This is a genomic window from Bradyrhizobium elkanii WSM2783, from assembly GCF_000472865.1.
Classification (GTDB): Bacteria; Pseudomonadota; Alphaproteobacteria; order Rhizobiales; family Xanthobacteraceae; genus Bradyrhizobium; species Bradyrhizobium elkanii_A.
Genome location: NZ_AXAP01000002.1, coordinates 254,719 through 279,619, shown reverse-complemented (window position 1 = coordinate 279,619; position 24,901 = coordinate 254,719). Strand labels below are relative to the sequence as shown.

The window sequence follows — 24,901 nt, the reverse complement described above, 5'->3', positions numbered from 1 at the left end:
CATGTTCGACAGACTGCTGCCGCGCCGTGTGTTGAGGGTCGTGGGTGCCACATTGCTGGCCGCCTTCGCGCTCGCGCCCGCCCATGCCGAGGTAACGCTCGACGTGCTTTACACCACGCCGGGGACTTTCAACGCTCTTCACCAGGAGCTGGCCAAGCGCTTCACCGAGACACATCCCGAGATCAAGGTAAAATTCCGCAACCCGGCGGCCGGCTACGAGGAGGGGGCACAGCAGATCCTGCGCGACCAGATCACCGGACGTCTTCCGGATATCGCCTTCAACGGCATCAACCAGATCGGCTTGTTCGTGGACCGCGGCCTCGGCGCGCCCCTCGATGCCTTTGTGGCGGCGGATGGTGGTCTCGACAAACTCGGCTACTACTCAACGCTCGCAGCGCTTGGCCAATGGAAAGGCAAGCTCTACGGTCTGCCTTTCGCGGTCTCGACACCGGTGCTCTATGTGAACGCCGACCTCGTGAAGAAGGCCAGTCTCGATCCGACTGCGCTGCCCAAGTCCTGGCCCGAGCTCGTCGCCGCAGGTCAGAAAATTCAGGCAAGTGCCGGAGCCGGCGTGACGGGATTCTACTACCAATGGGACCAGACCGGAAACTGGCTGCTGCAGTCGCTCGTCACCAGCCGCGCTGGACGCATGCTGAAGGCCGACGGCTGCACAATCGCCTTCGATGACGATGCCGGCATGTGGGCGCTCAAGACCTTGGAGTCTTTTGGCAAGTCAGGAATGCCCAACTTCGGTATCAGCCAAGTGCGTCAGTCATTCGTCGCCGGCAGCGTCGCCATCCTCGTCGATTCCACGTCCTATGTCGCCGCAGCGGATCGCCAGATCGGCAACCGCTTTGATTTCAAGACCGTCGCGTTTCCGTTGTCGGCACCTGGCGGCAAGCTGCCTGCCGGCGGAAATGTCGCTATGGTCTTCGCGAAGGATGCAGAGCGGCAGAAGGCGGCATGGGAGTATGTGAAGTTTGTCACCGGCCCGATCGGTCAGACGCTGATGGTGAACTATACCGGTTACATGCCCGGCAATGAGATTGCAGTGAAGTCACCCGAGCTCCTCGGGTCATTCTATGCCAAGAACCCCAACCACATGACCAGCATTCAGCAACTGCCGGTGCTGACGGACTGGGCGTCCTTTCCGGGTGGAAATTCGCTGAAGATCATCGAAGTGATCAAGAACCACACCGAAAGCCTGGTGACGGGCAAGCGTTCCGCCGCGGAAGTGATGCCCAGCCTGGTGCAGGATGTGAACGGCCTCATGCCCAAATGCGGCGGCTAGAGCAACTTCGGTTCTGATTGAATCAGAACCGAAGTTCTAGATTCTTGTCTTGACGCGTTTTCTGCGCAGATAAGTCTACGCAATCTGCGTAAACTTGATTGCTACGCGAACCGATGTCCACCCTCGGATCAAGTCCGAGGGCACGCTTGGCTCGAAAACGCTCTAAAGCCAAGAATGTGTCAGGCAAGAATGAGAAGCTATCGCCCTCTTCCAACTCGGCCGTCCTTTTCGCTTTGAACCGGACCATGTTCGTTAATTTCAGCGTCGAGGCCGGCACGATCAAGGCAGTCAAGAACCCCGTCGCTTTGTTTCACTCCCGTGGGTAGCGACACCTGCGCACCGTCGGGACAGATGTGGAAATCGCTGACGTCTCCTTGGAACCTAAGCGATGCCCTCAACTGCGTGAACCAGCTCCTCATGGAAGGCGCCCTCAACAAACCGGCGTGCACAAGTGGTGGCAATCAATTACTATGCGAATTCGTATGCAGGCGATCTAGGCACCCCAGACTTCGCGCAAGACCGACAGCCAGTTTTCTCCGATCACGCCCTCGATTTTGCTTGAATTCCAGCCGCGTTTCTCCATCGCGGCCGTGAGATTTGGCCAATCACCGATGGTACGCATGCCCTGCGGATTGATCACGCTCCCGAAGTCCGTGAGCTTGCGTCCGTATCCTTTGTCGTGCGTGATCCAATCGAAGAAGGGCTGCCCGTAGCCTTGAGTGAAGTCGGTCCCAATGCCGACGTTTCGCTCGCCGCAGATGTCGATCACGTATTCGATCGCCTCGACGTAATCGTCTACTGATGCTTCAGCCCCGCGTTTAAGGAAGGGAGGAAACATCGTAACGCCGACGAACCCGCCGCGATCGGCGATGAACTTCAGTTGCTCATCGCTCTTGTTGCGCGGATGGGACTTGAGCCCGGCGGGCAGACAGTGCGAGTAAGTCACGGGCTTCTTGGAAGCAAGGATCACGTCTGTGCTCGTCTGAGGACCGACATGCGAGAGGTCGCACAGGATGCCAAGTCGGTTCATCTCGGCAACCACCTCGTGTCCAAAGTCGGACAGCCCACCGTCCTTGCTTTCATAACAGCCGGTGCCCACGAGGTTCTGGGTGTTGTAGGCCATCTGAATGATGCCAACGCCGAGCTCCTTGAAGAGGCTGAGATAGCCGATCTGATCCTCTATACCGGTGATATTCTGCCACCCCAGTACGATCCCGGTTCTGCCTTCCTTTTTCGCAGCCATGATGTCCTGGGTTGTATAGACCTGCTTGATCAGATCGCCATGTTCGCGGAACCAGTGTTTCCACTGCATCACGTTCCGCATCGTCTCGGTGAACCCCTCCCAAATGCAGCACGTGCAATTGGCGGCCGTAAGCCCCCCCTTTCGCATATCCTCGAATATATCGCGGCCAAAATTGGAGATGATCAGACCGTCAATGACGATCGAGCGCTCGTGCAGTTGCGACGACATATTCTTGTTCTCCTGACGCAAATCGATGTTCGAACGCCGGGCAGCGATGGCGACGCCGCCGGTACCAAGTGGTGATGGTCCGTTACGGCTCACCCTCCAGGGCCTTCGTGCCCGGGTCGGCATTGAAGAGAAAGCACCACTCCGGAGCAATCGTGAGCCTGACCGCCTGCCCTGGCTGTACCGCTTCCGGCACGTCCCGATTGGCCTGCTGAACCAGAAGCCGTTGCTCGCCGGGGACCCTAATCTGATACTCGGTGAAAGGTCCGAGATAACTGATGAGCTCGACCACCCCGTCGATCTCGTTCGCATCGGCGAGCACCGTTGCCGCCGATGCCGGGCCGACCGCAATCTTGATTTTCTCGGGCCTTACCCCAAGCAGCGTCGCCCGCGCGATTTTCGGCGCAACCCTGAGGGAAATTCCCGTATCGGTCGTGAACCTGTCGCCCGCCAGCGTTCCCTTGAAGAAGTTTGTCTTACCAATGAAGTCGGCGACGAAAGGCGTAGCCGGTCTTTCGTAGAGATCGGCGGGGCTCCCGATCTGCTCGATCGCGCCACCGTTCATCACCACGAGCCGATCGGCGAGGCTAAGCGCTTCCTCCTGGTCGTGGGTGACAAACACGGTCGTCAGCCCCAGCGATTGCTGCAATTGTCGGATCTGCAGCCGAACGTCGTGTCGCAGCTTCGCGTCGAGAGCCGACAGCGGCTCGTCCAGCAACAACACATGCGGATTGATGACCAGTGCGCGGGCCAACGCGACCCGCTGTTGCTGCCCTCCCGACAATTGTCGTGGCATGCGTTCCGCGAAACGGCCGAGCTGCACCAGGTCCAGAACCTTGGCCACGCGCTGTTGGATATCGCCTTTGGGAACGCGGCGCATCTCCAGTCCGTAGGCGATGTTCTGATGGACGTTCATATGGGGAAACAGGGCAAAGCCCTGAAACACCATTCCCGTATTGCGCTTGTTGGGCGGAAGATCGGTCACATCCTGATCGCCGAACAAGATCCGGCCCGCGCTAGCCTCGATAAAGCCCGCGATCATCCGAAGCGTCGTGGTCTTTCCACATCCGCTGGGCCCAAGCAGCGCCAGGAATTCTCCGTTCGCGATATCGAGCGACATTTCCCTCACAGCGACGACGGAGTCGTATTGCTTCACCACGTTCTGGAGAGTGACGTTGGACACTGTTAGCCCTTTTGTTCTTCAGAATGTTCGGCCGAGACGCACGTATCGGTCGGAAACGATGAGCGCGATCGCGATGATGAGAACCTGGATCGTCGCAACCGCCATGATCGTCGGATCGGTTCGGTATTCCAGATAGTTGAGCATAGCGATCGGCAGCGTGATACGACCAGGACCGACCAGCAGGAGCGACTTCTCAAGATCGCCGAACGAAGCGATGAATCCGAACAGAACGCCAGCCGTGATACCCGGGCGTATCAGCGGAAGGGTTATACGGAAGAAAGTCGTAAGCCGCGTCGCGCCGAGACTAAGTGATGCTTCCTCGATCGCAGGATCGAGCCCGGCCAAGGATGCGACGAGCAGCCGCAACACCCAAGGTATCGCGATCAAGGCATGGGCCAAAGTCAGGCCGTAAACCGTAGAGGCGAACTGAACGTCGCTCCAGATCTGGAGCTCAATGTAGAACAGATAGATCGCGCTGCCGGCGACGATGGCCGGGATCATCAGCGGCGACATCAGCACAGTGTTGATGAACTCCCGGCCGCGGAACTGGTATCTGCCGATCGCGAGCGCTGCGGGAACGCCCAGGCATAGCGCGAGCACCGATGCACAAATCGCCACCTGAAAGCTCAGGAAGAAGCCGCTCCTGAAGGCCTCGAGGCTCCAGGCCTGAACGAACCAGGTTCCCGTGTATCCCTCGGGAGGAAATGAAAGGATTTTGTTGCTGAAGAACGCGACCCATATCGTTGTCGCCAGCGGGACGAGCACGAACAGGATGGTGGCCCATACGAAGATCAGATAGGTCCACCTGAGCGGGCTCGCCTTGCCGATACTCGTCATCGGACGGCACCTATCCGTGCCGTCCGATTGAACATTACGGCGGACACGACCGTGAGCACCATCGTCAGGGAGATCAGCATGAACGCCAGCGCCGAGGCGAACGGCCAGTTCATGGCCGCCGATATCTGCTTGTAGATGGTCGGCGCCATCATGTAGAACTTTGGCCCACCGATGAGGATGGGCGTCGCATAGGCATTCATCGACAGGATGAAGCACAGCACGCAGCCTGCGAAGATACCCGGCATCAGAAGAGGAAGGACGATCCGGCGAAACGTTGTCAGCGCGGAAGCCCCCAGGTTGAGTGACGCTTCCTCCAGCGATACGTCGATATTGTGCATGACGCTGTTGAGCGTCACGATCATGAATGGCAATAGTACCGACGTCAGACCCGTGATGACCGCGCCGGACGTGTAGAGTAGTTGCAGCGTTTCGCCTCCCGTGTCGAGTTGTTGCAGCAGGAAATTCAATAAGCCCTTGTTATCGAGGATGATGATCCATCCGGCGGTCCTCGCCACGTTCCCCATGAACAGCGGCAAGACGATAGCGATGATCAGGTAGCGCTTCAGTATGGCTGAAGTCGTCCTCGCCATGAAATACGCAACAGCCAATCCACCGATGAGGCACAGCAACGTCGTGACTGCCGAGACCCAGAGGGTCGTCCACAACACCTGACGGTAGAATTCGTCCTTGAAGAACCTGACGTAATTATCCAGCGTGAACGCCTGGATGTACATCTGTGCCGCGTCGTACTGGTAGAAGCTCAACCGCAGCATCATGAGGAGCGGAAGCATCAACAGTAGCGAGACAAAGACGAAGGCCGGTCCCGACAACGCGTACGGAGCGGCCCATCTGCCACGTTTCGCGACAGCACGCATGCCGCTGGTATCTGGCGCAACTACTAGCGTGGTCATCTAGACGCGTTCAGCTCTTGAATTCTTTGTTCCACCAATCGAGCAGATCATTGCGGTTCTTCAGCCAGAATGCATGGGGCCGGTTATGGATCGCCTTCTTCTCTTGCTCAGTGAATTCGATCTGCTTGGCGGCAGCTTCGGGCAACAGCGACTTGGTGTTTGATGGCGAATAGAATGACTTCTGGACCAGAGCCGTGAGCCCGTCCGGGTCTAGCAACGCATTGCAGTAGAATTTCGCCGCCTGAGGATTCGGTCCCTTCTTCGGCATCACCAGACCGAAGATGATGCCGATGCCGCCCTCCGCCGGATAAGCGGAAACCACATCGACACCCTCCGAGGCGAATTGCAGGATGCGCGCCTTGTACTCGGGAGCGACGAGGATCTCTTCGTTCTTGAGCGCCTGCTCGATCTGCAGATGGTTCGGATAGATACGCGGGCTGGCCGCTTTCTTCCATTCCATCATGCTGGCTTTCACGGCCTCGATATTGATGTTGTCGAGGGACTTTCCGAGCTTGAGTGCCGTGGACTCGATGTGGTGAAACCAGTGGGCGTCGCTTAGGCCGACGATGCCCTTGTACTTGGGGTCCCAGAGATCGGCAAAGCTCTTGGGAGCTTCCTTCAATTTCTTGGGGTTGTAGCCGATGATCCAGGCGCTGTATTGCCAAGGGACGAATGTGGGCGTTCGCAGGATGGACAGGGTATCCTTCAGTCGCGGGACGGCCTGTTCATCGATCGCATCAAGCGCTTCCAACGAAGCCAGTTCGAACGCGGTCGCGTCGTCCATGTGCGCGACATCCATAGGCGCACGCGGCAGCCTACGGCTTGCAATGATCTTTGTTCTGCGTTGGTCAAACCCGTCGAGGTCGCGGACAACAGTGTAACCGGCTTTCTCGACAATGGGCGCTTCGAAGAACTGGACCGTGCGGTCGTTCCAGTCCCCGCCCCAATTGGCGACGATGATTTGGCCACCTTCGGCGCGAACCCCGCCCGCGCTGGACATGAGCGCCATCGCGCTCGTCGCACCCGCAAGAAACCCGCGCCGGTTCATCAGATAGCTCATGCGTCCCCTCCGTGGTGCCACTCGCTCTTTGGCGCCATTGCCAAAGGCTGCGAATGCCCTCCCGCTTCCCCTCTTGCTCTCGTCTTCGAAAGTCACAAAAATGTATACGTGCACTGCCAGCCGGGGCTTGTATGAATGCGACATGAAAATTGTAGCTGTTGGAAGACGCGAGGGACGTCGCGTCGTACGACCCTGGCAATGTGCAGTAAGTATGCAAACGGCCGCTTATCTACTAAGCAAATGGCGTGCGATCGCATCGCAGTCGACTTTGCGTAGTTGTGCGATTCCGAAATAGCGCCCAGGTTGAGTTGCGTTCGCGAGCACCTCAAGTCACGGCGGGAAGTTGCTTCGCGGCGCCGCATGACGTCGAGGGCTAGGACGACTCGGATCGCCATTCCCTGTATTAGAATGGCCTTTGCTCGAGCTTCATCGGCGAAGCTCGCTTTCCCCCCACTCGACATACCCACGGAACAATCGCTCATGCTGCAGATAAGGCCGGCCACAGTTGAGGATAGCGCATCGATCTGGTCGATCATCGGCCCTGTCATTCGCGCCGGCGAGACCTACACACTCCCCAGGGACATGTCGGAAGCAGACGCTCTCCGCTATTGGATGGGGACGGATCGGCAAACCTTTATTGCGGTGCAAGACGGAAACGCGGTGGGGACCTACGACCTACGCGCCAATCAGGCCGGCGGCGGATCGCATGTCGCCAATTGCGGCTACATGACGCACGTGAGCGCTCAGGGAAAAGGTATCGCACGGCAGATGTGCGAACATTCCCTGCTGCATGCGAAGAGCCAGGGATTTTCCGCGATGCAATTCAATTTCGTTGTCAGCAGCAATGAGCGCGCCGTCAGCCTCTGGCATTCTCTTGGCTTCCGGGACGTCGGTCGCCTGCCACTCGCCTTCCGTCGGCCCTCAGGCGACTATGTTGATGCGCTTGTGATGTTCAAGTTGCTGTGCGACTGAACCGTTCCGTATGAGCAACGGCGGGACGCTGTCCATCTCGCCGTTGCTGCGGGAGCGTTACTCGGCCGCCATGCGCGTCGATCCCACACTGTCCAGGTAATCGACGCATTCATCGACGCTGTGGACGTCAGCGAACTTGGCGTCGATGTCATAGAGATTCCAGGCGACAGCGCCGGGCACGCGGTCACCGATGCACTCACGGACCGCGATGGTGCGAAAGCCGTCTGCGAGGCCATCGCAGATCGTCGTGCGGACGCAGGCCGTCGCGGTCACGCCGGTTACCAGGATCGTATCGACGCCGGCAGCGCGCAGAATTCCCCCAAGGCCCGTACCGTGAAATGCGCTCGCCCGCTTCTTCAGCAAGGTATATTCACCTTCGACCGGAGCGATTCGCGCGTCGATAGCCCAGAGTGCCCGATCGTTGAGATTGACGACCTCGATCGGTATTTTGCAGTGCCACAAGCCCATGTCGGTGAACGGTGCGTTGCGATCGGTGATCTCGTAGGCCGTAGTCACGTGGATCACCGGATGGCCGTTCGTGCGGCACGCCTTGAGCAGCCGCTGCATGCCCGGCATGATCTCGTTGTCCATCGCTTCCTGATCGCAGGTGAAGGGATTGCCGGGTCGCGTCCAGGCGTTGGCGAGATCGACGCTCACCAGCGCGGGACGTCTTCCAAATCCGATACGACGCTGGAAACCGCGCTCCTGATAGATCTTCGTGGAAGCATCGAAGGCCTGCTGCAACATGCGGTTAAGTTCGCGATTGTCGATGTCCTGCACGGTCAATCTCCTCGTTGTCCGGCCGTCCTGACCGACGGCTCCATATCCCGACCCCGCCATCATGACGAAACACAGCGCGCGCGGAAGTGATCGTTCGCCAATTGTTGTTGCACGGCCTGCATCAATCGATATCCTTCACTCGCCCGTAGGGAAGGCGCCGAATGTGCGGAGACGGAGGCCTCGAACTCACGCAGTCGTTTGTGGTAGTCGCCGAGGAACTCAGTTTCCGACGCGGCGCCCAGCGCCTCAATATTGATCAGTCGGCGCTGACCCGTCGTATTCAGCGATTGGAACAGCAGCTCGGATTCAAGCTGTTCGAGCGTACCACCCGAGAAGTTTCGCTCACGCCGGCGGGCCGCTGCTTCTACGAAACAAATGTCGAGCTGTTGCGGGGTTACGAACGGGCAGTCGGCGCGGCGCGTCTTGTCGCGCAAGGCAAGACCGGAGAGCTACGGCTGGCTTATATGTCCTTCGCGGCAACGACGCTGATGCCGTCGGCAGTCTCTCGATACAGACGGCTCCATCCGCATGTCGCGCTGAACCTGCGTTACATGCGTACGCAAGGTCAGAAGCTGGCGCTCGCGCATGACGAGATCGACATCGGCTACATGATCGGGCCGTTCGACCATCCCGATTTCGAGGTCCTGGTGGTTTCGGTAGAGCCGCTTTATCTCGTCGCCCCGCGGGATCACGAGTTGACCCGTGCGCCAAAGATACGTCCAGCCGACCTTGCCGGGCAGGATCTTATCCTCGGAGATATGGGCGAGTGGGAAGCGTATCGCTGGCGCCTCAGCGACATCTTCGCGGCGGAAGGCTTGAGCATGAAGGTCTGCCTGGAGGCGTCGAATCCGATGGCCCTGCTCGGACTCGTCGCGGCCGGTCTCGGCGTCACGATCTATCCAAAGAGCTTGATCGGATTCGCCGGTCACAATGTCGATCTGCGTCCCATCGACGATCAAAGATTTTGTCTTGAAACGGTTCTAGCCTGGAAAAGAACGAACAGGTCCAAGACCGTCCGCGCCTTCATTGAGCTGGCCGGGCAACGGCACTCATCTATCGACTGATGAGCGCGCACTGTGTCACTCAACGGCCAAAGGCGTAACCCTGCATGTAGCGAGGGTTCGCCGCCGCGCGCAGCACCCTCCCTCTTTTGGAAACCGCCGAAAGCCTTCCGAGCGACCAATCGTCGACGATTTCGATGCGATGTCCCCTGTCCGCAAGCTCCTTCTGCACCTCCATCGAAAAACGACCTTCCATCGTCAGCGAGCCGGGTTTAGCACGTCGTGGAAAGAACGAGCTCGGCATGTGGTCGTTGTGAAACATCGGTGCGTCGATCGCGCGTTGCAGATTGAGATTGTGATGCACGTGGCGCAGAAAGAAGACCGAGCTCCACTGGTCCTGTTGATCGCCGCCCGGAGTACCGAAACTCGCATATGGCTCCGCGTCCCTGTACACCAGGGAAACGGAAAGGGTCGTCCTGGGCCGCTTGCCGGGCGCAAGCGACGATGGAAGCCCCGGCTTGAGCCAGAACATCTGCGCTCGCGTCCCGAGCGCGAACCCTAGTCCGGGAATTACCGGCGAACTTTGCAGCCAGCCTCCGCTCGGCGTTGCCGAAACGATGTTGCCGTGCCGATCGATCACGTCGAGATGGACCGTATCGCCGCGCACCGCGCCGCGGCGGCTGATCGCGGGCTCGCCGCTGTCGGCCGTGGAGCGAGCAACCGTAGGCTCGCCGGCGCCCAGCGCCGCGCTCCCGTCCTCGGCGTCGCCGATGGCATAGGGCACGGCATGATCGAACCCGTCGATCGAGCCCGGCCGGAAGTCGAGCGAGGCAGCACTCCCCACCAACTCTCGTCGCGCGTTCGCGTATTCCTCGCTCAGAAGCCTTGTCATCGGCACATCGACAAAATTCGGATCGCCGTAATACTTCTCCCGATCGGCGAACGCGAGCTTGGAGCACTCGGTGACGACGTGAATGAAGTCGGCGCCGAGGGGATCCATCGAGGACAGATCAAATCCCTTGAGCAGGGCGAGTTGCTGGAGGAACACCGGTCCCTGCGTCCACGGTCCCGGCTTGAGCACCTGAAAGTCGCCATAGCTCAAGGAAAGCGGATCCTCGTACGTCTCTTGCCAGAGCGAGAGATCCTGTCCGGAGATGATTCCGGCATGCCGCGATCCCGAGGTATCCATCACCGGCGTCCGGACGAACTGGTCGATCGCCTCGGCGACGAACCCCTGGTAGAACGCCTTGCGCGCTGCTTCTATTTTCTGTTCTCTCGTCCCTCGCGTTTCATCGGCGACCCGCACGATCCTCTCATACGTCGACGCAAGGTCCGGATTCGCAAACAGTGCGCCTGCCGGCGGAATGCCGTCCTTCAGATAGACGTCTGCTGATGTCGGCCACTCCTCCTGGAAAAGGGGAGCGACCGTTTGGATCGCAGCGGCGATCCTCGGAAGCATCACGTAACCGTCGCGAGCGTGGGTGATCGCGGATTCCAGGACGTCACCGACGTCCATTGTCCCGTAGTCGCGGAGCAGTCTCATCCAGGCGCCGAACGAGCCGGGAACGCATGCCGGAAGAAACCCGCTTCCCGGAATGATATCGAGGCCGAGTTTGGCGAACGTCTCAATCGTGGCGCCTGCCGGCGCAACCCCTTGCCCGCACAGCACGCGCGCGCGTCCCGATTTCGCGTCGTGGAAGATGATCGGGACCTCGCCGCCGAACCCGTTGAGATGCGGCTCGACGACTTGCAGCGCAAAGCCGATGGCCACCGCGGCGTCGAAGGCATTGCCTCCCTTCTCGAGGATCCGCATGCCAGCGGCAGTTCCCAGCCAATGAGTCGAGGCGACCACCCCGAACGCGCCGACGATTTCCGGCCTCGTCGTAAATGCGCCCTCGCCGGCATCAGGACCGTAGCTGAGCCGGAAGTTCCCCAGTGCCAAATTGCTCGACATTCTCGCCTCTCTTCAGCCCAACGGATAGATCGGGAACGCCTTCGTCAGCTCTGCGACCTGTCCTTTCACGCGCTGCTCGACAGCCGGAGCCGCGTCGGTATTCGCGGCGGAAACGGCGTCCAATACATCCGCGATCAGATTGCCTACCGCCTGAAATTCTCCTTCGCCGAAACCGCGCGACGTCGTCGCCGCGGTTCCGAGCCTGATTCCCGAGGTGACGGTCGGCTTCTCCGGGTCGAAAGGTATCCCGTTTTTGTTGCAGGTGATGTTAGCCCGTCCGAGTGCGGTTTCTGCCGTCTTGCCGTTGAGGTTCTTGGAACGCAGATCGACCAGAAACAGATGATTGTCGGTCCCACCGGAGACGACGGAGTATCCCCGTTCCATGAGGGTATTCGCGAGCGTCCTGGCGTTCCTGACGACGTCGCTGGCGTATCGGCGAAATTCCGGCGTCAGCGCTTCGCCGAATGCGACCGCCTTTGCAGCGATCACATGCATCAGCGGACCGCCTTGAAGGCCCGGGAAGATCGACGAGTCGATCTTCTTTGCCAACACTGCGTCGTTGCACAGGATCAGACCGCCGCGCGGACCGCGCAGCGTCTTGTGGGTGGTCGAGGTGACGACATGCGCGTGAGGAATCGGCGATGGATGGACGCCGCCGGCGACCAGACCGGCGAAATGTGCCATGTCGACCATGAGATAGGCGCCAACCAGGTCCGCGATACGACGGAATTCGGCGAAGTCCCAGAAGCGCGAGTAAGCCGACCCGCCGGCGACAATGACCTTCGGCCTGTGCTCCAGTGCGAGACGCTCCAGCGCCTCCATGTCGATCCTCTGATCTTCCGGACGCACGCCGTAGCTCACGGCGTTGAACCACTTGCCGGACATGTTGGGCTTGGCGCCGTGGGTGAGGTGGCCTCCCGCGGCCAAGTCCAGTCCCATGAAAGTATCGCCTGGCTTCATGAGAGCCATGAAGGCGCCCTGGTTGGCCTGACTGCCCGAATTCGGCTGCACGTTGGCGAAGGCACAGCCGAAAAGCTTCTTCGCGCGGTCTCTCGCGACCTCCTCCGCCACGTCGACATGCGCGCATCCGCCATAGTAGCGTCGTCCCGGATAACCTTCCGCATACTTGTTCGTCAGAACCGAGCCTTGCGCCTGCAGGACCGCGTGCGACACGATATTCTCGGAGGCGATCAGCTCTATCTCTTGCTGCTGTCGCCGTAGCTCGTCTCCGATGGCGGACGCCACTTCGGGATCCAGGATCGAGATGTCGGTGGTGAAGAACTTGTTCGCCGCAACTTGTCCCATGTGTGTTCCTTCAGCATTCCGCCAGATTCACCGCGAGTCCTCCGAGCGAGGTCTCCTTGTATTTGGATTGCATGTCCCGGCCGGTCTCGCGCATCGTCGCGATGACTTTGTCGAGTGACACCACGTGTGTCCCGTCGCCCTGGAGCGCCAGCGAGGCAGCGCTGATGGCCTTGATGGCACCGAAGGCGTTTCGCTCGATGCAGGGGATCTGCACCAGGCCGCCGATGGGATCGCACGTCATGCCAAGATGGTGCTCCATGCCGATCTCGGCGGCGTTCTCGATCTGCTCGTTCGTACCGCCGAGAACCGCCGCCAATCCCGCGGCCGCCATCGAGCAGGCGACACCCACTTCTCCCTGACATCCGACCTCCGCGCCGGAGATGGACGCATTCATCTTGAACAGGGCTCCGATCGCTGCGGCGGTCAGCAGAAAGCAGCGAAGCCCTTCCGCGTCGGCATCGTCGCAATGGTCGCGGAAGTAACGCAGCGTGGCCGGAATGATGCCGGCCGCGCCGTTGGTCGGCGCGGTGACGACGCGGCTTCCCGCGGCGTTCTCTTCGTTGACGGCTATCGCATACAGGCTGACCCAATCCATCACGGCGTGTTGCGCGCGATTGTTCGCTGCGGATGCCACCAGGAGCCTCCGATGGAGCGCAGGCGCCCGCCTCCGCACTTCGAGACCACCGGGAAGTTCCCCTTCCGTCACCATGCCGCGGTCTATGCAAGACATCATGACCGCGACGATGCGATCGAGATGCGCCTCGACTTCTTCGCTCGGCAGCCGCGAGGTCTCGTTGGCGAGGACCATCTCGGCAATGGACAGGCCGGACGAAGCGCCCATCGTGAGGAGGTCGCGGCCGGAGCGAAACGGATAGGGCACCGGCGCCGACGAGGCGGGCGACGGCTTTCCTACCTCTTCTTCCGGCACAACGAAGCCGCCGCCGATCGAACACCATCGCTGTTCGAGGAGCCGCTCTCCGGCAAAATCGAAGACCATAAGCGCCAGCGTATTTGGATGATGGACCGGAGGAGTGATGCCGTCGAATACGATGTCCGCCTCGGGATCGAAGGCGATCCGGTACTTGCCTGCGAAACGGAGCGCCTTTTCTTGCCGGGCCGACGCCACGATCTTGTCCGCATCATCAGGATCGACCGCATCAGGACGTTCGCCGGCAAGGCCGAGAATGACGGCTTTGTCCGTGCCGTGCCCTTTACCGGTCCAGGCGAGCGATCCGAACAGATCGACTCGCACCCGCGCCACACGTTGCAGCAGGCGCGAACGCTCTACGCTCTCGGCAAAGACGGCCGCCGCCTTCATGGGGCCGACCGTATGGGACGACGATGGGCCTATGCCGATCTTGAAGAGCTCGAACGTTCCGATCATGAAATCACGTGGGTGACCTTGCCGACTGATCGTGGAGGAATTCCTGGCGGGCTTCGTCCAGGAACGACCAGACGTAAGGCGAGAAAGAGCGCCAGACGTCCAGATGAAACACCTCCTGCTCCGTTCGGGAGAGCACTATCGGCGACTTGCCGAGAATGGTGCGCGTGCACATCCCGACCGGAAATGCTCGTTCGGAGAGATCGAGCGGGCAGCCGTGGTTGAGCACGTATTCGCTCATCGGTCCCCTTATCGCCATGGAGTCGGATCGATGACTGACATCGACGAGGGAACAGGAATGGGAGGCGAGCTTTTCCGACATCGTTGAGAACAGCTCAGAAGAATCCACTCCGATCGCTTCCAGCAACCACTCGTCCGGACCCAACCAATAGGCTTTGCGTCCCGCCGCCTCGCGGAAGCGGTTGGCGGTCTGGGGCAACTCGACGCCGAATGCCTCTCCGGCGGCGCCGATCGACGAGGGTCGTCCGCGAAACACCAATTTCGCCGCATCGGGCAGCACCGCTAGCGAAACCTGCGGAGAACTGGCGCTGTCGCGGCTGACGGCCGCCAGCGAGTTCACCCTGACGATCGTTGCCTCAACCATCAAGACGCTTCCCTTCCGGATCGTAGAATATCGGCTGGACGACTTCGACCGTCACGGGCCCGCTTGGTATCGGAACGCTCAGGCGTGAGCCGATGCGCGCCCGGCCGCCTTGCACCAAGGCCAGGGCGATCGAGCGGTCGAGCGCAACGCTCCAGTACGACGACGTAACGTGGCCGATCATCGTCATGGGGACAGGCTCGGACGGATCGGCGACGACCTGCGCCCCCTCCTCCAGCACGATGTTCGGATCGACAGTGAGCAGCCCGACCAGTTGTTTTCGATCGCTTCGGCTCATGGCGGGCCGCGCCAGCGAACGTTTGCCGACGAAGTCCTTCTTGGCCTTCCCGATCGCCCAGGCCAGCCCCACGTCATCGGGGGTCACGGTGCCATCAGTCTCCTGACCAACAATGATGTATCCCTTCTCAGCCCGGAGAACGTGCATCGTTTCGGTGCCGTAAGGCGTGATGCCGAACTCGCGTCCCGCGGCGTAAATCGCCTCCCACACCCCACGGCCATATCCCATGGGGACGTTGACCTCGAAGCCCAGTTCGCCGGTGAAGGAGACCCTGAAAAGTCGCGTCGGCACCCCGCAGATATGCCCCTCCTGCACGCTCATGTGCGGCATGGCCTGCTGGGAGATGTCGATGCCGTGCACGAGCGGCTCCAGCACCTTGCGTGCATTCGGTCCCTGGACGGCAATGACGGCCCATTGCTCGGTGGTCGACGTCAACCAGACGTCGAGGTCCGACCACTCCGTTTGCAGGTAGTCCTCCATGAGGGCGAGCACGCGGGCGGCGCCACCCGTCGTCGTCGTGACGTGGAAGCGATCTGGCGACATTCGCCCGACGACGCCGTCGTCCATGACAAAGCCGTCCTCGCGCAGCATAACCCCGTAGCGCAGACGCCCCGGCTCAAGCTTGGTCCATGCATTGGTGTACATCCGGTTCATGAATTCGGCAGCGTCCTTGCCGACAACCTCGATCTTGCCGAGCGTGGTAGCGTCGAAAATCCCGACCGATTCCCGTGTCGCCTTGCATTCGCGCCTGACCGCCGCGTGCATGTCCTCGCCCGGTCGCGGGAAATAATGAGCTCGTTTCCAAAGGCTCACATCCTCGAAGACGGCGCCGTTCTCGCGCGCCCATTCGTGGATTGACGTTTTCCGAACCGGATCGAACAGCTCTCCTCTGGACTGGCCGGCGAATGCGCCGAAGGTCGTCGGCGTATATGGAGGGCGGAATGTGGTCAGGCCGACTTGGGAGGCGGGCAACGCCAGCGTTTGCGAGACGATGCCCAACGCGTTCATGTTGGACGTCTTGCCCTGGTCGGTCGCCATACCCGTGGTCGTGTAGCGCTTGACATGCTCGATGGATCGAAAGCCTTCGCGCGTTGCGAGTTCGATGTCTTTTGCGGTGACGTCGTTCTGAAAATCGACCCAGGCCCGTGTTCGTCGCGATTTGCCGCCGCTCGGCGGTGCACCGATGAAACCGTCCCTGCCCAACGATTGAGCGAAAACCGAAAACTTGTGCTCGGCCGCCGCAGTTCCTCCCAACGCCTTTGCCGCACTGAGTCCTCCCGCGAACCCGTCGGCGAGAGATGCGCCGAGGTCGAATACGCCTCGACAAGCTCCGACGGAACGCTCGCGCTCGACCGAGGTGCCCGGCAGATATGCCTTCAGATCCTCGTCATAGACGAGCTTGCCGCGCGACTGCGAGAACAGGTGCACACTCGGCGTGAAGCCAGCCGACATCAGCAGAAGGTCACACGCGAAGGTTTCGGGATGCCCCATGGTTCCTCCGGAAATCCGCGCCAGATCGGCATGCGAGATGCGCAGACGGCCGTAAGTGCCGGCGATCACCGTGGATGGACGCACGTCGATGCCGGCGGCTCGCGCCCGCTCCATCCATCGGCCATTCGGAGCTGATCTCACATCCGCTATCGCAGCGATCTCAACGCCCGCGCTCTTCAACTCAAGCGCCGCGCGATAAGCGCTGTCGCAGGCGGTGAAGACAACCGCCCGGCTGCCGGGCAACACTCCGTAGCGATTGAGATATGTCCGCGCTGCCTCGGCCATCATGATCCCGGGGCGATCATTGTCCGGAAACACCAGCGGCCTTTCGATGGCGCCGGTCGCAAGGACCACTTCCCTGGCCCGCACCTGCCACATTCGCTCCCGCGGCTGCTTTGTGATTGCCAGTCCCAAATGGTCCGTGACGCGCTCACATAGCCCAAGGAAATTGTGCGGATACCAACCGAACGCGGTGGTCCGCCGCAACAGGACCACGTTCGTTCGCGACTTCAATTCCCGGATGGTCTGCGCCAGCCAATCGGCGGCCCCCTGCCCGTCGATGGTTGCTTCGCGCTCCGACAGCAGCGAGCCTCCCATCTGGTCCTGCTCGTCGCAGACAAAGACCTTCACGCCTGATCGCGCCGCCGCCAGCGCGGCTGCGAGGCCGGCCGGCCCCGCACCGACGACCAGGACATCGCAATGCCCGTACACTTGCGTGTAACGGTCGGCGTCAGCGGCTTCCGGGGCGCGCCCCAGCCCGGCGGCCCGCCGGATCATCGGCTCGTACAGCTTCTTCCACGCAGACGCCGGCCACATGAAGGTCTTGTAGTAGAAGCCCGCCGGGAGAAATCGGGAGAACAGGTCGTTTGCGCCGCTGAAGTCCAGCGACAGGGACGGCCACCGGTTCTGGCTCTCGGCCACGAGGCCGTTGTACAGCTCGATCTGGGTTGCGCGAAGGTTCGGCGTATAACGCGCTTCCTCGCTGCCCACGCCTACCAGCGCATTCGGTTCATCCGCCCCCGCGGACATGATGCCGCGAGGACGATGGTACTTGAACGACCTGCCGACGAGATGCGCGCCGTTGGCGATCAGGGCCGAAGCGAGCGTGTCGCCCGCGAACCCGGAATATTTCTTGCCGTCGAAGTGGAACGACAGCGGCTTGCTGCGATCGATGCGGCCGCCCGCGGGAAGCCGGTATCTCATAGCGCCGCCCCGCTCCTGCTGGACCACTCTTCCAACCCCGGGTCGACCGGTTTGGGAGGCTCCTCGCCGATCTTGTAGGTCGCCACGATCGCATCGGAGGCCGTATTCCGCTGTACGTTGAAGAAGCGCGCACAGCCGTGAATGTGCCTCCAGCGTTCCGCGTGCAGCCCTTTCGGATTGCTTCTTATGTACAGGTACTCCGCCCAGGACTCGTCATCGAGAGACGCCGGATCCTTCGGACGAGCAATGTGAGCCTGTCCTCCGTAGGAGAACTCGAGTTCTGGCCTCGGACCGCAGAAGGGGCACTTGATGAGAAGCATGTGACTGGATTTCCAAAACTAGTGGGCCACCGCCGCAGCAGCGGCTTCGTCGATCATCACGCCATCGCGAAATCGCTCGATCGTGAAAGGCGCGTTGATCGGATGAGGATCATCCTTCGCGATCGTCCACGCGAAAACGTCGCCTGAACCTGGCGTCGCCTTGAATCCTCCAGTGCCCCAGCCACAATTGACGTAGAGCCCAGGCACCGGCGTCTTCGCCACGATGGGGGACCGATCGGGGGTTACGTCGACGATGCCCCCCCAGTTGCGCAACATCCGTAGTCTTCTGAACATCGGCACAAGCTCGCAGATGGCGTCGAGCGTATGGGTTGCGATATGCAGCGCGCCCCGCTGTGAATAGGATGTGTAGGCGTCGGTGCCGGCGCCGATGACCATCTCTCCCTTGTCGGATTGCGAGATGTAGGCGTGAATGGTGTTTGACATCACCACGCAGGGAAAGGCCGGCTTGACGGGCTCTGAGACCAGAGCCTGGAGCGGAAAGCTCTCCAGCGGCAACCTTACCCCGGCCATGTTCATGACGACGCTGGTGTTGCCGGCCGCAACGACTCCGATCTTGCCGGCCCGAATGAAGCCCCTTGACGTCTCGATCCCTTCCACTCGGCCCGATGCGGCGCGGCGGATGCCGAGGACCTCGCAGTTTTCCAGGATGTCGACGCCACGCGCGTCCGCGGCTCTCGCGTATCCCCATGCGACAGCATCGTGCCGGGCCGTGCCGCCTCGCCGCTGCAAGGCGCCGCCAAGGATCGGATAGCGCATGGCGCCGCCAACGTTCAGCGGAGGACAGAACTCCTTGCACTCTTGTGGCGACAGCCATTCATTGTCGATACCGTTGAGCCTGTTGGCATGGACATGCCGCTTGAAGCTTTGGACGTCGTGAATGTTGTGCGCCAACATCAGGACGCCCCGCGGGGAGTACATCACATTGTAGTTCAGCTGCTGCGAGAGCCCTTCCCACAGTTTCAGGGCATGCTCGTAGAGCCTGGCGCTCTCGTCAAAGAGATAGTTCGATCGGATGATCGTCGTGTTACGGCCCGTATTCCCGCCTCCGATCCATCCCTTCTCTACGACCGCGACGTTTGTTAGTCCGTACCGTTCGGCCAAGTAGAATGCCGTCGCCAAACCGTGCCCACCGCCTCCGACGATCACAACATCGTAGGCAGGCTTCGGCTCGGGCGAACGCCACTGCCGCGGCCACGTCTCATGCCCCCCGAGAGCTTCGCGAAACAAGGAAATTGCAGAGAATCGTCTCATGGGTGCCCGTGCCAAATGACTGCAATTTATTATCGCCTGCCGATACGATCTCGCCAGCATCCGCTCGCCGTGCTTGTTGGATGAAAGCGACATCCCGGCGATCGACGCCGTCGCCGGGGCGCGTCGGGCTTTCGGATTGGACGCTCTCGAACCGGGCGCGCCACACTGGGCGGAAGTGCGGCATCACCACCCCTGGTCATGGTACGAGCCGGGATACCTCGGCCTCATCCCACTGCTCGGAGAAGCCGATCAGGACGAGCCTCGAGGCATGCTGGGCAATCGATGAGGGAGCCGATACGGCTTCAAGGCTCTCGCGCTTGCCGACCCGCTGATAGACGAATCTTCGTTGTTCGTCGTCCTTGAAGCAAAAGATACCCTTTGCTCGTATGACATTCGGCGGAAGCTCGCGCAACGCGCGCATGATCGCGTCCCTGTCTGCCGGCGTCGACCAGCTACGCGTTGTCGAGGCGAATGAGGTGTGATGGCCGGTGTCTGAGCATCCGAATGTCGACGAGGGACTAGCGTTCACACCCAGCACGATATCGGCAGGAATGTCGCCGTGCGTCGCCTCGAGGACGGTGCGGCCCGGAGCCGCTGATTCGATCAGCCCCTTGATCATATCCCGCCGATCCTCGATGAGGTCGGATTTGCTCATCACGACGATATCGGCCGCAGACAACTGCGCCAGCATCGTCGGCCGGGTTCTCTCATCCCTGATGCGCTCGGGAAATGTTTCGCAGTCCACCAGTGCGAGGATAGCATCGAGCCGTATTGCAGGATTGGCCAATGCGACCTGCGCGATGCCGCGCGGATCCGCGAGCCCACTCGCTTCAAGGACGATGGCGTCGGGAGGTTCTTTTCGCTCGACCAGCCGCTGGATCGCGTTGACCAGATCGCCGTTGATGGAACAGCACGCGCAACCGTTCGTCAGGCCGATCGTATCCTCGCTTTGAAAGCGGATCAGCTCCTCGTCGATGTTCACGGCCGCAAAATCATTGACGAGTACGGCTATCCTCCTGCCCCCGGGCTCGGAGAGCAGACGGTTCACCAGCGTCGTCTTTCCCGCCCCCAGGAATCCGCTGACGATCGTCAAAGGCAGCGATATCGGGGCGACCGCGCGAGGAACGACCCTCGCGGCCTCAAAGATGCCCATCAACATGGCCAGCGTTTCTTTGCCGGCTGTCGGATTAACCGGCACAGCGACGTCGTCGGCTTGATCGCGGGATTCGGCTGTCATGCGGGTTGCGGCTTGCCGCCGAGAACCGTGCCCCAGATATTGATGTCCTTGAGATCGACGGGATCGACCTCGAACGGATCAGCTTCGAGCACGGCAAAGTCGGCGAACTTCCCCGGCTCCAGACTGCCCAATCGCTGTTCGGCGCCCAGCACGTAAGCGGCATCGATCGTGATCGCACGCAGCGCTCGTTCGACGCCGATCCGTTCGCCCGGCGCCAGCACCGTCTTTCCATCCAGGGCGATGCGATTGACCGCGACCCAGGCGGCGGTCAACGGATGGAGCGGAACGAGGACCAGCGAGTAGTCGGAGTGAAGCGCGAAGATCACTCCTTCGCGCTCGAGGGACCCCAATCGCGCCACCGCCTCGGAACGATCCGGCCCGAACCCCTCTTCGGCGTGAAGCTGACTGCGATAGTGCACGAAATAATTGTTCACGCTGGCGGCGCCGCCGAGCGCCTTTAGCCGGCGGGCCTGGTCGGGCGTGCTGATGCAGTAGTGCTCCAAGGTGAAACGATGGTCGAATTGCGGCTGCGCCTTCTGAAGCTTGGCTAGGGCGTTGAGCGACGCATCCACCGCTTCGTCACCGTTTGCGTGGCAGTGGATCTGGATACCCGCCTTCCAATACGGAAGCATCCGCTCGTGGAGCTCATCCCACGGGACATCATTGCGCAGGCCGTTGCTTCCGTCGAGATAACCAGGAAAATTCAGCCGCAGGGACATCGCCGGGAATGACCCGTCAGATAGAAACTTCACGCCATGAAAGAAGAGCTTGTCGCCACTCCTCTTCATCGCATCGAGAAGAAAATCTGCGCCTTTGCTGCCGTGATCGGCGTAGAGTGCGAGCTCGAGCGAAACAAGGCCCATGCGTAGCGGAAAGCTCTCGTCCGGAACCACCTTCGCATGGAGCGCCCATTCGTTCTCGAAGTTTCCCTTGCCGAAGATCATTTCGGCGGTCGTGGTGACGCCGGCCTTGCGCGCGATGTCTCCCATTCGCTTCAGGCCATCGACGCCGCCACGCTCCGCGATCGCTTCGCGCATCGCGCCGAGCGCGAGACGTCCCGCCTCCAGCTCAACGAACTGTCCGTTCAACCTGCCGTCCGGATACCGCATCACGCCGTGCACATTGGTGTTGTCGGGAACCTTGGCCCGTTCCAGCGCCGCGCTGTTCAGGTAGATAAAATGCGGAGCGTAAGAGATGACCCACATCGGCCGATCAAGGGAGATGGCATCGAGCTCGTCGCGATGGAGATGTCCGCCTTGAGATGCGGGATCCAATCCCCAGGCGATGAGCGGTGCACTCGGATCAGCGTCAGTCTTGGCAGCTTCGCGAAGCTTGGCGAGAACCTCCGCGCGGGTGGGCAGTCCCTTGTTGATGCCGTGCGGTCCTGGCGAGTCGATCGGGCCGATGTAGTGCATCGCGAGATAACCGGCCGAGAACGCGAAGTGCGTGTGGGGATCGATGAATCCCGGCAGGATGACTTTGTCCGCAAAGGTATCGTCGATCTTGTAGGGGTACCGCTTCAGCCAGGGCTGCATGGTCTCGATCGTGCCGGTCGACAGAACACGACCATCTCTCACCGCCACGCATTGGGCGAAAGGACGACCCGGATCCATCGTAACAACCTTCCGCGCCAGATAGACCGTGATATCTCCCATTTGATCTCCCCTGAGTGTCTGGTCAGCTCGCCAATGAGCCGAGCGGCCCGGTTACTCGAACCGTGGAGCAATGTGCACTTTCGCTTCCCTTCGCGGTTGGAAGCTTGCGACATCGCTCGCGTAACGACGCGACACGTACGGCCCCGCATCTTGCCTATGGACGTGTAGCCGTGATGATCGGCCCTCCTGCTCGTGCAGCTTGTCGCGGGCGTCAAAACGACAGGACTTCGGGATTTTCAGATGGCCGATAGCGACATGCGCGGAGATGCCTGGATGCTACCGCCGAGCCGGTACATCCGCGGCAGGCCTGGGACCCACAAGGTAACTCTGCCGAAGTCGATCTACTTGAAAATGAGGGATGGCTGCCGGCTCGCCGTCGATGTGTATCTTCCCGGCGGGCCGGAACAGGGCGGAGCCTGGCCGACCATCCTGATTCAAACTCCGTACTACCGGCGTTTCGCAGTCGATCCCGCGACCAAGAATGTCGAACCGTCGCCGAACGTTGCCAAATATCGCGACACCTTCGTCCCGCGAGGATACGCGCTTGTCGTCGCCGACGTCAGAGGCACGGGAGCGAGCTTCGGTACGCGCGACATTTTCAGGTCTCCCCGCGAGCGAGACGACGCCTACGAGGTGGCCCAATGGATCGTCCAACAACCCTGGGCGAACGGCGCGATCGGCGCGACCGGGATATCCTATCTCGGGGCGGCCAGCGATTTCCTTGCTTCGACATCGCATCCTGCCGTCAAGGCGATCGCCCCACTATTCTCTGTCTGGGACACCTATCTGGATAACTATTACCCCGGCGGGATACTTCTGACCAATCTCGCCGATATCTACGATCGCCTGATGGCCGGCCTCGACCAGGATAAGCGCGATCTGCTCAAGGAGTTCGTCTACTACTCCAATCCCGCCTTCAGGGGACCGCATCCCGTCGATGACGATCCGGACGGCTCCGACTGCAGAGCGGCAATCGACGAACACTCCGGCAATTTCCGCATGCCGGAGCTGATGCGCGCCATGGAATTCAGGAGCGCCCCCCTTTCCCAATTCGCCGGGCACTCGTCCGATGCCATCAGCCCGGCGAACTATTGCAAGGGCATCAGGGGAGATGTGGCGGTCTATTCCGTCTCCGGCTGGATGGACGGCGCTGGCTACGCGAACGGAGCGATCAGCCGGTTTCTCACCTTGCCGAACCAGAACAAGTACCTTCTCCTCGGCCCGTGGGATCATGGCGCACGCATCAATTGCTCACGGTGGCGTGCGGACGAACTCCCGGAATTCGACATTCTCGCTGAGGTCTTGAGGTTCTTCGACGAGCACCTCGCCGGACATGACACCAGCCTCCGCTCGGAGAAGCCGGTGCACTATTTCTCTGTACATGACGAGAGGTGGCGCTGTGCTGATACCTGGCCGCCGTTCGACGCATCGAAAACGCTATTTCTGGCGCTCGACGGAAAGCTCGCCGATGCGGCAGGCAAAGCGGCGACCGACTCTCACGAGATCGACTTTGGCGCGGGAACAGGCAGACAGACGCGATACGAGCGGATCGCGGCGATCGACAGCCGGCAGTATTATACGGACTGGGATGGCCGTGACCGCTCCATGCTGAACTACACTGGCCCCGAATTGCCTCACAACACCGAACTGAGCGGCCATTGCCTGGTCAATCTCTGGATATCAGTTCCGGCACCCGATTTTGCAATCCACGCCTATCTCTCCGAGATACTTCCTGACGGAGAATCTCTCTACGTCACCGAAGGGTGCCTTCGCGCGCTCCATCGGGCGGAAAGTCCCATGCCAAGCAACTATCAGACGCCTGGCATATTCCACGCTTGCACGCGAGATCAGGCGCGAGAGCTGGTGCCTGGCCAACCTCATTTGTTTCGTTTCTCATTGCTCCCTGTCGCCTGGACCTTTCTGGCGGGGAGCAGGATCAGATTGTCTCTCGCGGGCGCCGATGCGGACCATTTCCAGCGCATCCCCGCGACAGGTCCACTGCGGATCGAGGTGCTTCGTGGTGGCGGCAATGCCTCACACATCAAGCTGCCATTGCGGCCAGCATGAGCAGCGGCTAGAGGAAAGCGGTCTATGAGCAGCAGCATGAACCAAAGCGACGAACTTCTGGCCTATCTCGAGAGCAACGGCATCGAGGCACGCACTTTCCGACACCCGCCGGTACACACCGTCGAGGAGTCGAAGAGCCTTCGCGGCGATATTCCCGGCTTGCACACCAAGAACATGTTCCTGCGCGACGGCAAGAAGAACTACTTTCTTTTCGTGACCGACGAGGACGCAGTCATCAATCTCAAGCAGTTGGCTCGAAAGATCGGCGCGAAAGGAGGCCTGTCGTTCGGATCGGCCGCTGCCCTGCTGGAGTTGCTCGGCATCCAACCCGGCGCCGTCTCGGTGCTGGCGGTTGTCAACGACAAGGAACGAAAAGTCAAGGTTGTGCTGGACCAACGATTGGCCGGCGTGGCGACGATCAATTGCCATCCCCTCAGCAACCAGAGGACGACGTCGCTGTCACGGGAGGCGCTCGAGAAGTTCCTGGCCGTTACAGGCCGCGATCCTTCCTACATCGATCTGGACGACGACAGCCCGACCTGAGCGATCGAGCTGCTGCGGCCCCCCGCTTGGGCAGGTCGCTGGCGCAGAGCCCGGGTTCGCGGCCTCCCGAA

20 protein-coding genes and 1 pseudogene are annotated in these 24,901 nt (G+C 60.9%); 6 read left to right on the top strand and 15 right to left on the bottom strand.

The window, feature by feature from the left end; translation table 11 throughout:
• The first annotated feature begins 1 nt into the window (after window position 1).
• Complete coding sequence (locus YY7_RS0103330) at window positions 2–1,291, top strand: ABC transporter substrate-binding protein (RefSeq protein WP_051396483.1); 1,290 nt, start codon at window positions 2–4, stop codon at window positions 1,289–1,291.
• A 493-nt stretch (window positions 1,292–1,784) separates the two neighbouring features.
• On the opposite strand, the gene YY7_RS0103320 is transcribed toward YY7_RS0103330, so the two are convergent.
• From YY7_RS0103320 to YY7_RS0103300, 5 genes are all read right to left on the bottom strand, one after another.
• Window positions 1,785–2,855: a dipeptidase gene (locus YY7_RS0103320; protein WP_245287177.1), complete on the bottom strand. Its 1,071-nt coding sequence runs from the start codon at window positions 2,853–2,855 to the stop codon at window positions 1,785–1,787.
• Window positions 2,845–3,888, bottom strand: coding sequence for an ABC transporter ATP-binding protein (locus YY7_RS50585; RefSeq protein WP_245287191.1), 1,044 nt, complete (start codon window positions 3,886–3,888; stop codon window positions 2,845–2,847). Before YY7_RS50585 ends, YY7_RS0103320 begins: the two co-directional genes overlap by 11 nt.
• Window positions 3,889–3,960: 72 nt before the next feature.
• The gene (locus YY7_RS0103310) at window positions 3,961–4,779 is read right to left on the bottom strand and encodes an ABC transporter permease (protein WP_028161976.1); all 819 of its coding nucleotides are present in this window, start codon (window positions 4,777–4,779) and stop codon (window positions 3,961–3,963) included.
• Window positions 4,776–5,654, bottom strand: a complete 879-nt coding sequence (locus YY7_RS0103305; protein WP_028161975.1) for an ABC transporter permease — start codon at window positions 5,652–5,654, stop codon at window positions 4,776–4,778. The genes YY7_RS0103310 and YY7_RS0103305 overlap by 4 nt, the downstream gene beginning before the upstream one ends.
• A 46-nt stretch (window positions 5,655–5,700) precedes the next feature.
• Entirely contained in the window at window positions 5,701–6,750 is a 1,050-nt protein-coding gene (locus YY7_RS0103300; protein WP_028161974.1) for an ABC transporter substrate-binding protein, read from the bottom strand.
• Window positions 6,751–7,233: 483 nt separating this feature from the next.
• Here YY7_RS0103300 and YY7_RS0103295 point away from each other — a divergent pair, with 483 nt between their 5' ends.
• A complete protein-coding gene (locus YY7_RS0103295) occupies window positions 7,234–7,722 on the top strand; it encodes a GNAT family N-acetyltransferase (RefSeq protein WP_028161973.1) in 489 nt (162 codons plus the stop codon).
• Between the two features lie 57 nt (window positions 7,723–7,779).
• Here the strand turns inward: YY7_RS0103295 and YY7_RS0103290 are convergent, their stop codons facing one another.
• Window positions 7,780–8,502, bottom strand: coding sequence for an isochorismatase family protein (locus YY7_RS0103290; RefSeq protein ID WP_028161972.1), 723 nt, complete (start codon window positions 8,500–8,502; stop codon window positions 7,780–7,782).
• 161 nt (window positions 8,503–8,663) lie between these two features.
• On the opposite strand from YY7_RS0103290, the pseudogene YY7_RS62945 reads away from it, so the two are divergent.
• Together YY7_RS62945 and YY7_RS0103285 are read left to right on the top strand one after the other, a co-directional pair.
• Window positions 8,664–8,801, top strand: a pseudogene (locus YY7_RS62945) (helix-turn-helix domain-containing protein); the annotation flags it as partial.
• 165 nt (window positions 8,802–8,966) lie between these two features.
• Complete coding sequence (locus YY7_RS0103285) at window positions 8,967–9,566, top strand: LysR family substrate-binding domain-containing protein (RefSeq protein ID WP_245287190.1); 600 nt, start codon at window positions 8,967–8,969, stop codon at window positions 9,564–9,566.
• Between the two features lie 19 nt (window positions 9,567–9,585).
• On the opposite strand, the gene YY7_RS0103280 is transcribed toward YY7_RS0103285, so the two are convergent.
• The 9 genes from YY7_RS0103280 to YY7_RS0103240 all read right to left on the bottom strand — a co-directional run bounded on the left by YY7_RS0103280 (window position 9,586) and on the right by YY7_RS0103240 (window position 22,220).
• Window positions 9,586–11,457 carry a gamma-glutamyltransferase family protein gene (locus YY7_RS0103280; protein ID WP_035689013.1) on the bottom strand — a complete coding sequence of 624 codons (1,872 nt, stop codon included), beginning with the start codon at window positions 11,455–11,457 and terminating at the stop codon, window positions 9,586–9,588.
• A 12-nt stretch (window positions 11,458–11,469) separates the two neighbouring features.
• On the bottom strand, window positions 11,470–12,762 hold the full coding sequence (gene glyA, locus YY7_RS0103275) for a serine hydroxymethyltransferase (protein WP_028161969.1): 1,293 nt from the start codon (window positions 12,760–12,762) through the stop codon (window positions 11,470–11,472).
• A gap of 10 nt (window positions 12,763–12,772) precedes the next feature.
• Complete coding sequence (locus YY7_RS0103270) at window positions 12,773–14,146, bottom strand: L-serine ammonia-lyase (RefSeq protein ID WP_028161968.1); 1,374 nt, start codon at window positions 14,144–14,146, stop codon at window positions 12,773–12,775.
• A 4-nt stretch (window positions 14,147–14,150) separates the two neighbouring features.
• On the bottom strand, window positions 14,151–14,723 hold the full coding sequence (locus tag YY7_RS50580; RefSeq protein WP_245287176.1) for a sarcosine oxidase subunit gamma: 573 nt from the start codon (window positions 14,721–14,723) through the stop codon (window positions 14,151–14,153).
• Between the two features lie 16 nt (window positions 14,724–14,739).
• Window positions 14,740–17,736, bottom strand: coding sequence for a sarcosine oxidase subunit alpha (locus YY7_RS0103260; RefSeq protein ID WP_028161967.1), 2,997 nt, complete (start codon window positions 17,734–17,736; stop codon window positions 14,740–14,742).
• The gene (locus tag YY7_RS0103255) at window positions 17,733–18,056 is read right to left on the bottom strand and encodes a sarcosine oxidase subunit delta (protein ID WP_028161966.1); all 324 of its coding nucleotides are present in this window, start codon (window positions 18,054–18,056) and stop codon (window positions 17,733–17,735) included. Before YY7_RS0103255 ends, YY7_RS0103260 begins: the two co-directional genes overlap by 4 nt.
• Window positions 18,057–18,074: 18 nt before the next feature.
• Entirely contained in the window at window positions 18,075–19,328 is a 1,254-nt protein-coding gene (locus YY7_RS0103250) for a sarcosine oxidase subunit beta family protein (RefSeq protein ID WP_028161965.1), read from the bottom strand.
• 196 nt (window positions 19,329–19,524) lie between these two features.
• Window positions 19,525–20,565 (bottom strand): CobW family GTP-binding protein, encoded by a 1,041-nt coding sequence (locus tag YY7_RS56350; RefSeq protein WP_051396479.1) that lies wholly within the window; start codon window positions 20,563–20,565, stop codon window positions 19,525–19,527.
• The gene (locus YY7_RS0103240; protein WP_035689010.1) at window positions 20,562–22,220 is read right to left on the bottom strand and encodes an amidohydrolase; all 1,659 of its coding nucleotides are present in this window, start codon (window positions 22,218–22,220) and stop codon (window positions 20,562–20,564) included. Before YY7_RS0103240 ends, YY7_RS56350 begins: the two co-directional genes overlap by 4 nt.
• A gap of 240 nt (window positions 22,221–22,460) precedes the next feature.
• On the opposite strand from YY7_RS0103240, the gene YY7_RS0103235 reads away from it, so the two are divergent.
• Both YY7_RS0103235 and YY7_RS0103230 read left to right on the top strand, forming a co-directional pair.
• The gene (locus YY7_RS0103235) at window positions 22,461–24,287 is read left to right on the top strand and encodes a CocE/NonD family hydrolase (RefSeq protein WP_028161963.1); all 1,827 of its coding nucleotides are present in this window, start codon (window positions 22,461–22,463) and stop codon (window positions 24,285–24,287) included.
• Between the two features lie 36 nt (window positions 24,288–24,323).
• Window positions 24,324–24,830 carry a prolyl-tRNA synthetase associated domain-containing protein gene (locus YY7_RS0103230; protein WP_028161962.1) on the top strand — a complete coding sequence of 169 codons (507 nt, stop codon included), beginning with the start codon at window positions 24,324–24,326 and terminating at the stop codon, window positions 24,828–24,830.
• The last annotated feature ends 71 nt before the right edge of the window (window positions 24,831–24,901 follow it).

What these genes read in the sequence shown, in the direction of transcription:
- YY7_RS0103330 (WP_051396483.1), top strand. Translation starts at nt 2, where the DNA reads ATGTTCGACAGACTGCTGCCGCGCCGTGTGTTGAGGGTCGTGGGTGCC.
- YY7_RS0103310 (WP_028161976.1), bottom strand. Translation starts at nt 4,779, where the DNA reads ATGACGAGTATCGGCAAGGCGAGCCCGCTCAGGTGGACCTATCTGATC.
- YY7_RS0103305 (WP_028161975.1), bottom strand. Translation starts at nt 5,654, where the DNA reads ATGCGTGCTGTCGCGAAACGTGGCAGATGGGCCGCTCCGTACGCGTTG.
- YY7_RS0103300 (WP_028161974.1), bottom strand. Translation starts at nt 6,750, where the DNA reads ATGAGCTATCTGATGAACCGGCGCGGGTTTCTTGCGGGTGCGACGAGC.
- YY7_RS0103285 (WP_245287190.1), top strand. Translation starts at nt 8,967, where the DNA reads ATGTCCTTCGCGGCAACGACGCTGATGCCGTCGGCAGTCTCTCGATAC.
- YY7_RS0103280 (WP_035689013.1), bottom strand. Translation starts at nt 11,457, where the DNA reads ATGTCGAGCAATTTGGCACTGGGGAACTTCCGGCTCAGCTACGGTCCT.
- glyA (WP_028161969.1), bottom strand. Translation starts at nt 12,762, where the DNA reads ATGGGACAAGTTGCGGCGAACAAGTTCTTCACCACCGACATCTCGATC.
- YY7_RS0103270 (WP_028161968.1), bottom strand. Translation starts at nt 14,146, where the DNA reads ATGATCGGAACGTTCGAGCTCTTCAAGATCGGCATAGGCCCATCGTCG.
- YY7_RS0103260 (WP_028161967.1), bottom strand. Translation starts at nt 17,736, where the DNA reads ATGAGATACCGGCTTCCCGCGGGCGGCCGCATCGATCGCAGCAAGCCG.
- YY7_RS0103255 (WP_028161966.1), bottom strand. Translation starts at nt 18,056, where the DNA reads ATGCTTCTCATCAAGTGCCCCTTCTGCGGTCCGAGGCCAGAACTCGAG.
- YY7_RS0103250 (WP_028161965.1), bottom strand. Translation starts at nt 19,328, where the DNA reads ATGAGACGATTCTCTGCAATTTCCTTGTTTCGCGAAGCTCTCGGGGGG.
- YY7_RS56350 (WP_051396479.1), bottom strand. Translation starts at nt 20,565, where the DNA reads ATGACAGCCGAATCCCGCGATCAAGCCGACGACGTCGCTGTGCCGGTT.
- YY7_RS0103240 (WP_035689010.1), bottom strand. Translation starts at nt 22,220, where the DNA reads ATGGGAGATATCACGGTCTATCTGGCGCGGAAGGTTGTTACGATGGAT.
- YY7_RS0103235 (WP_028161963.1), top strand. Translation starts at nt 22,461, where the DNA reads ATGGCCGATAGCGACATGCGCGGAGATGCCTGGATGCTACCGCCGAGC.
- YY7_RS0103230 (WP_028161962.1), top strand. Translation starts at nt 24,324, where the DNA reads ATGAACCAAAGCGACGAACTTCTGGCCTATCTCGAGAGCAACGGCATC.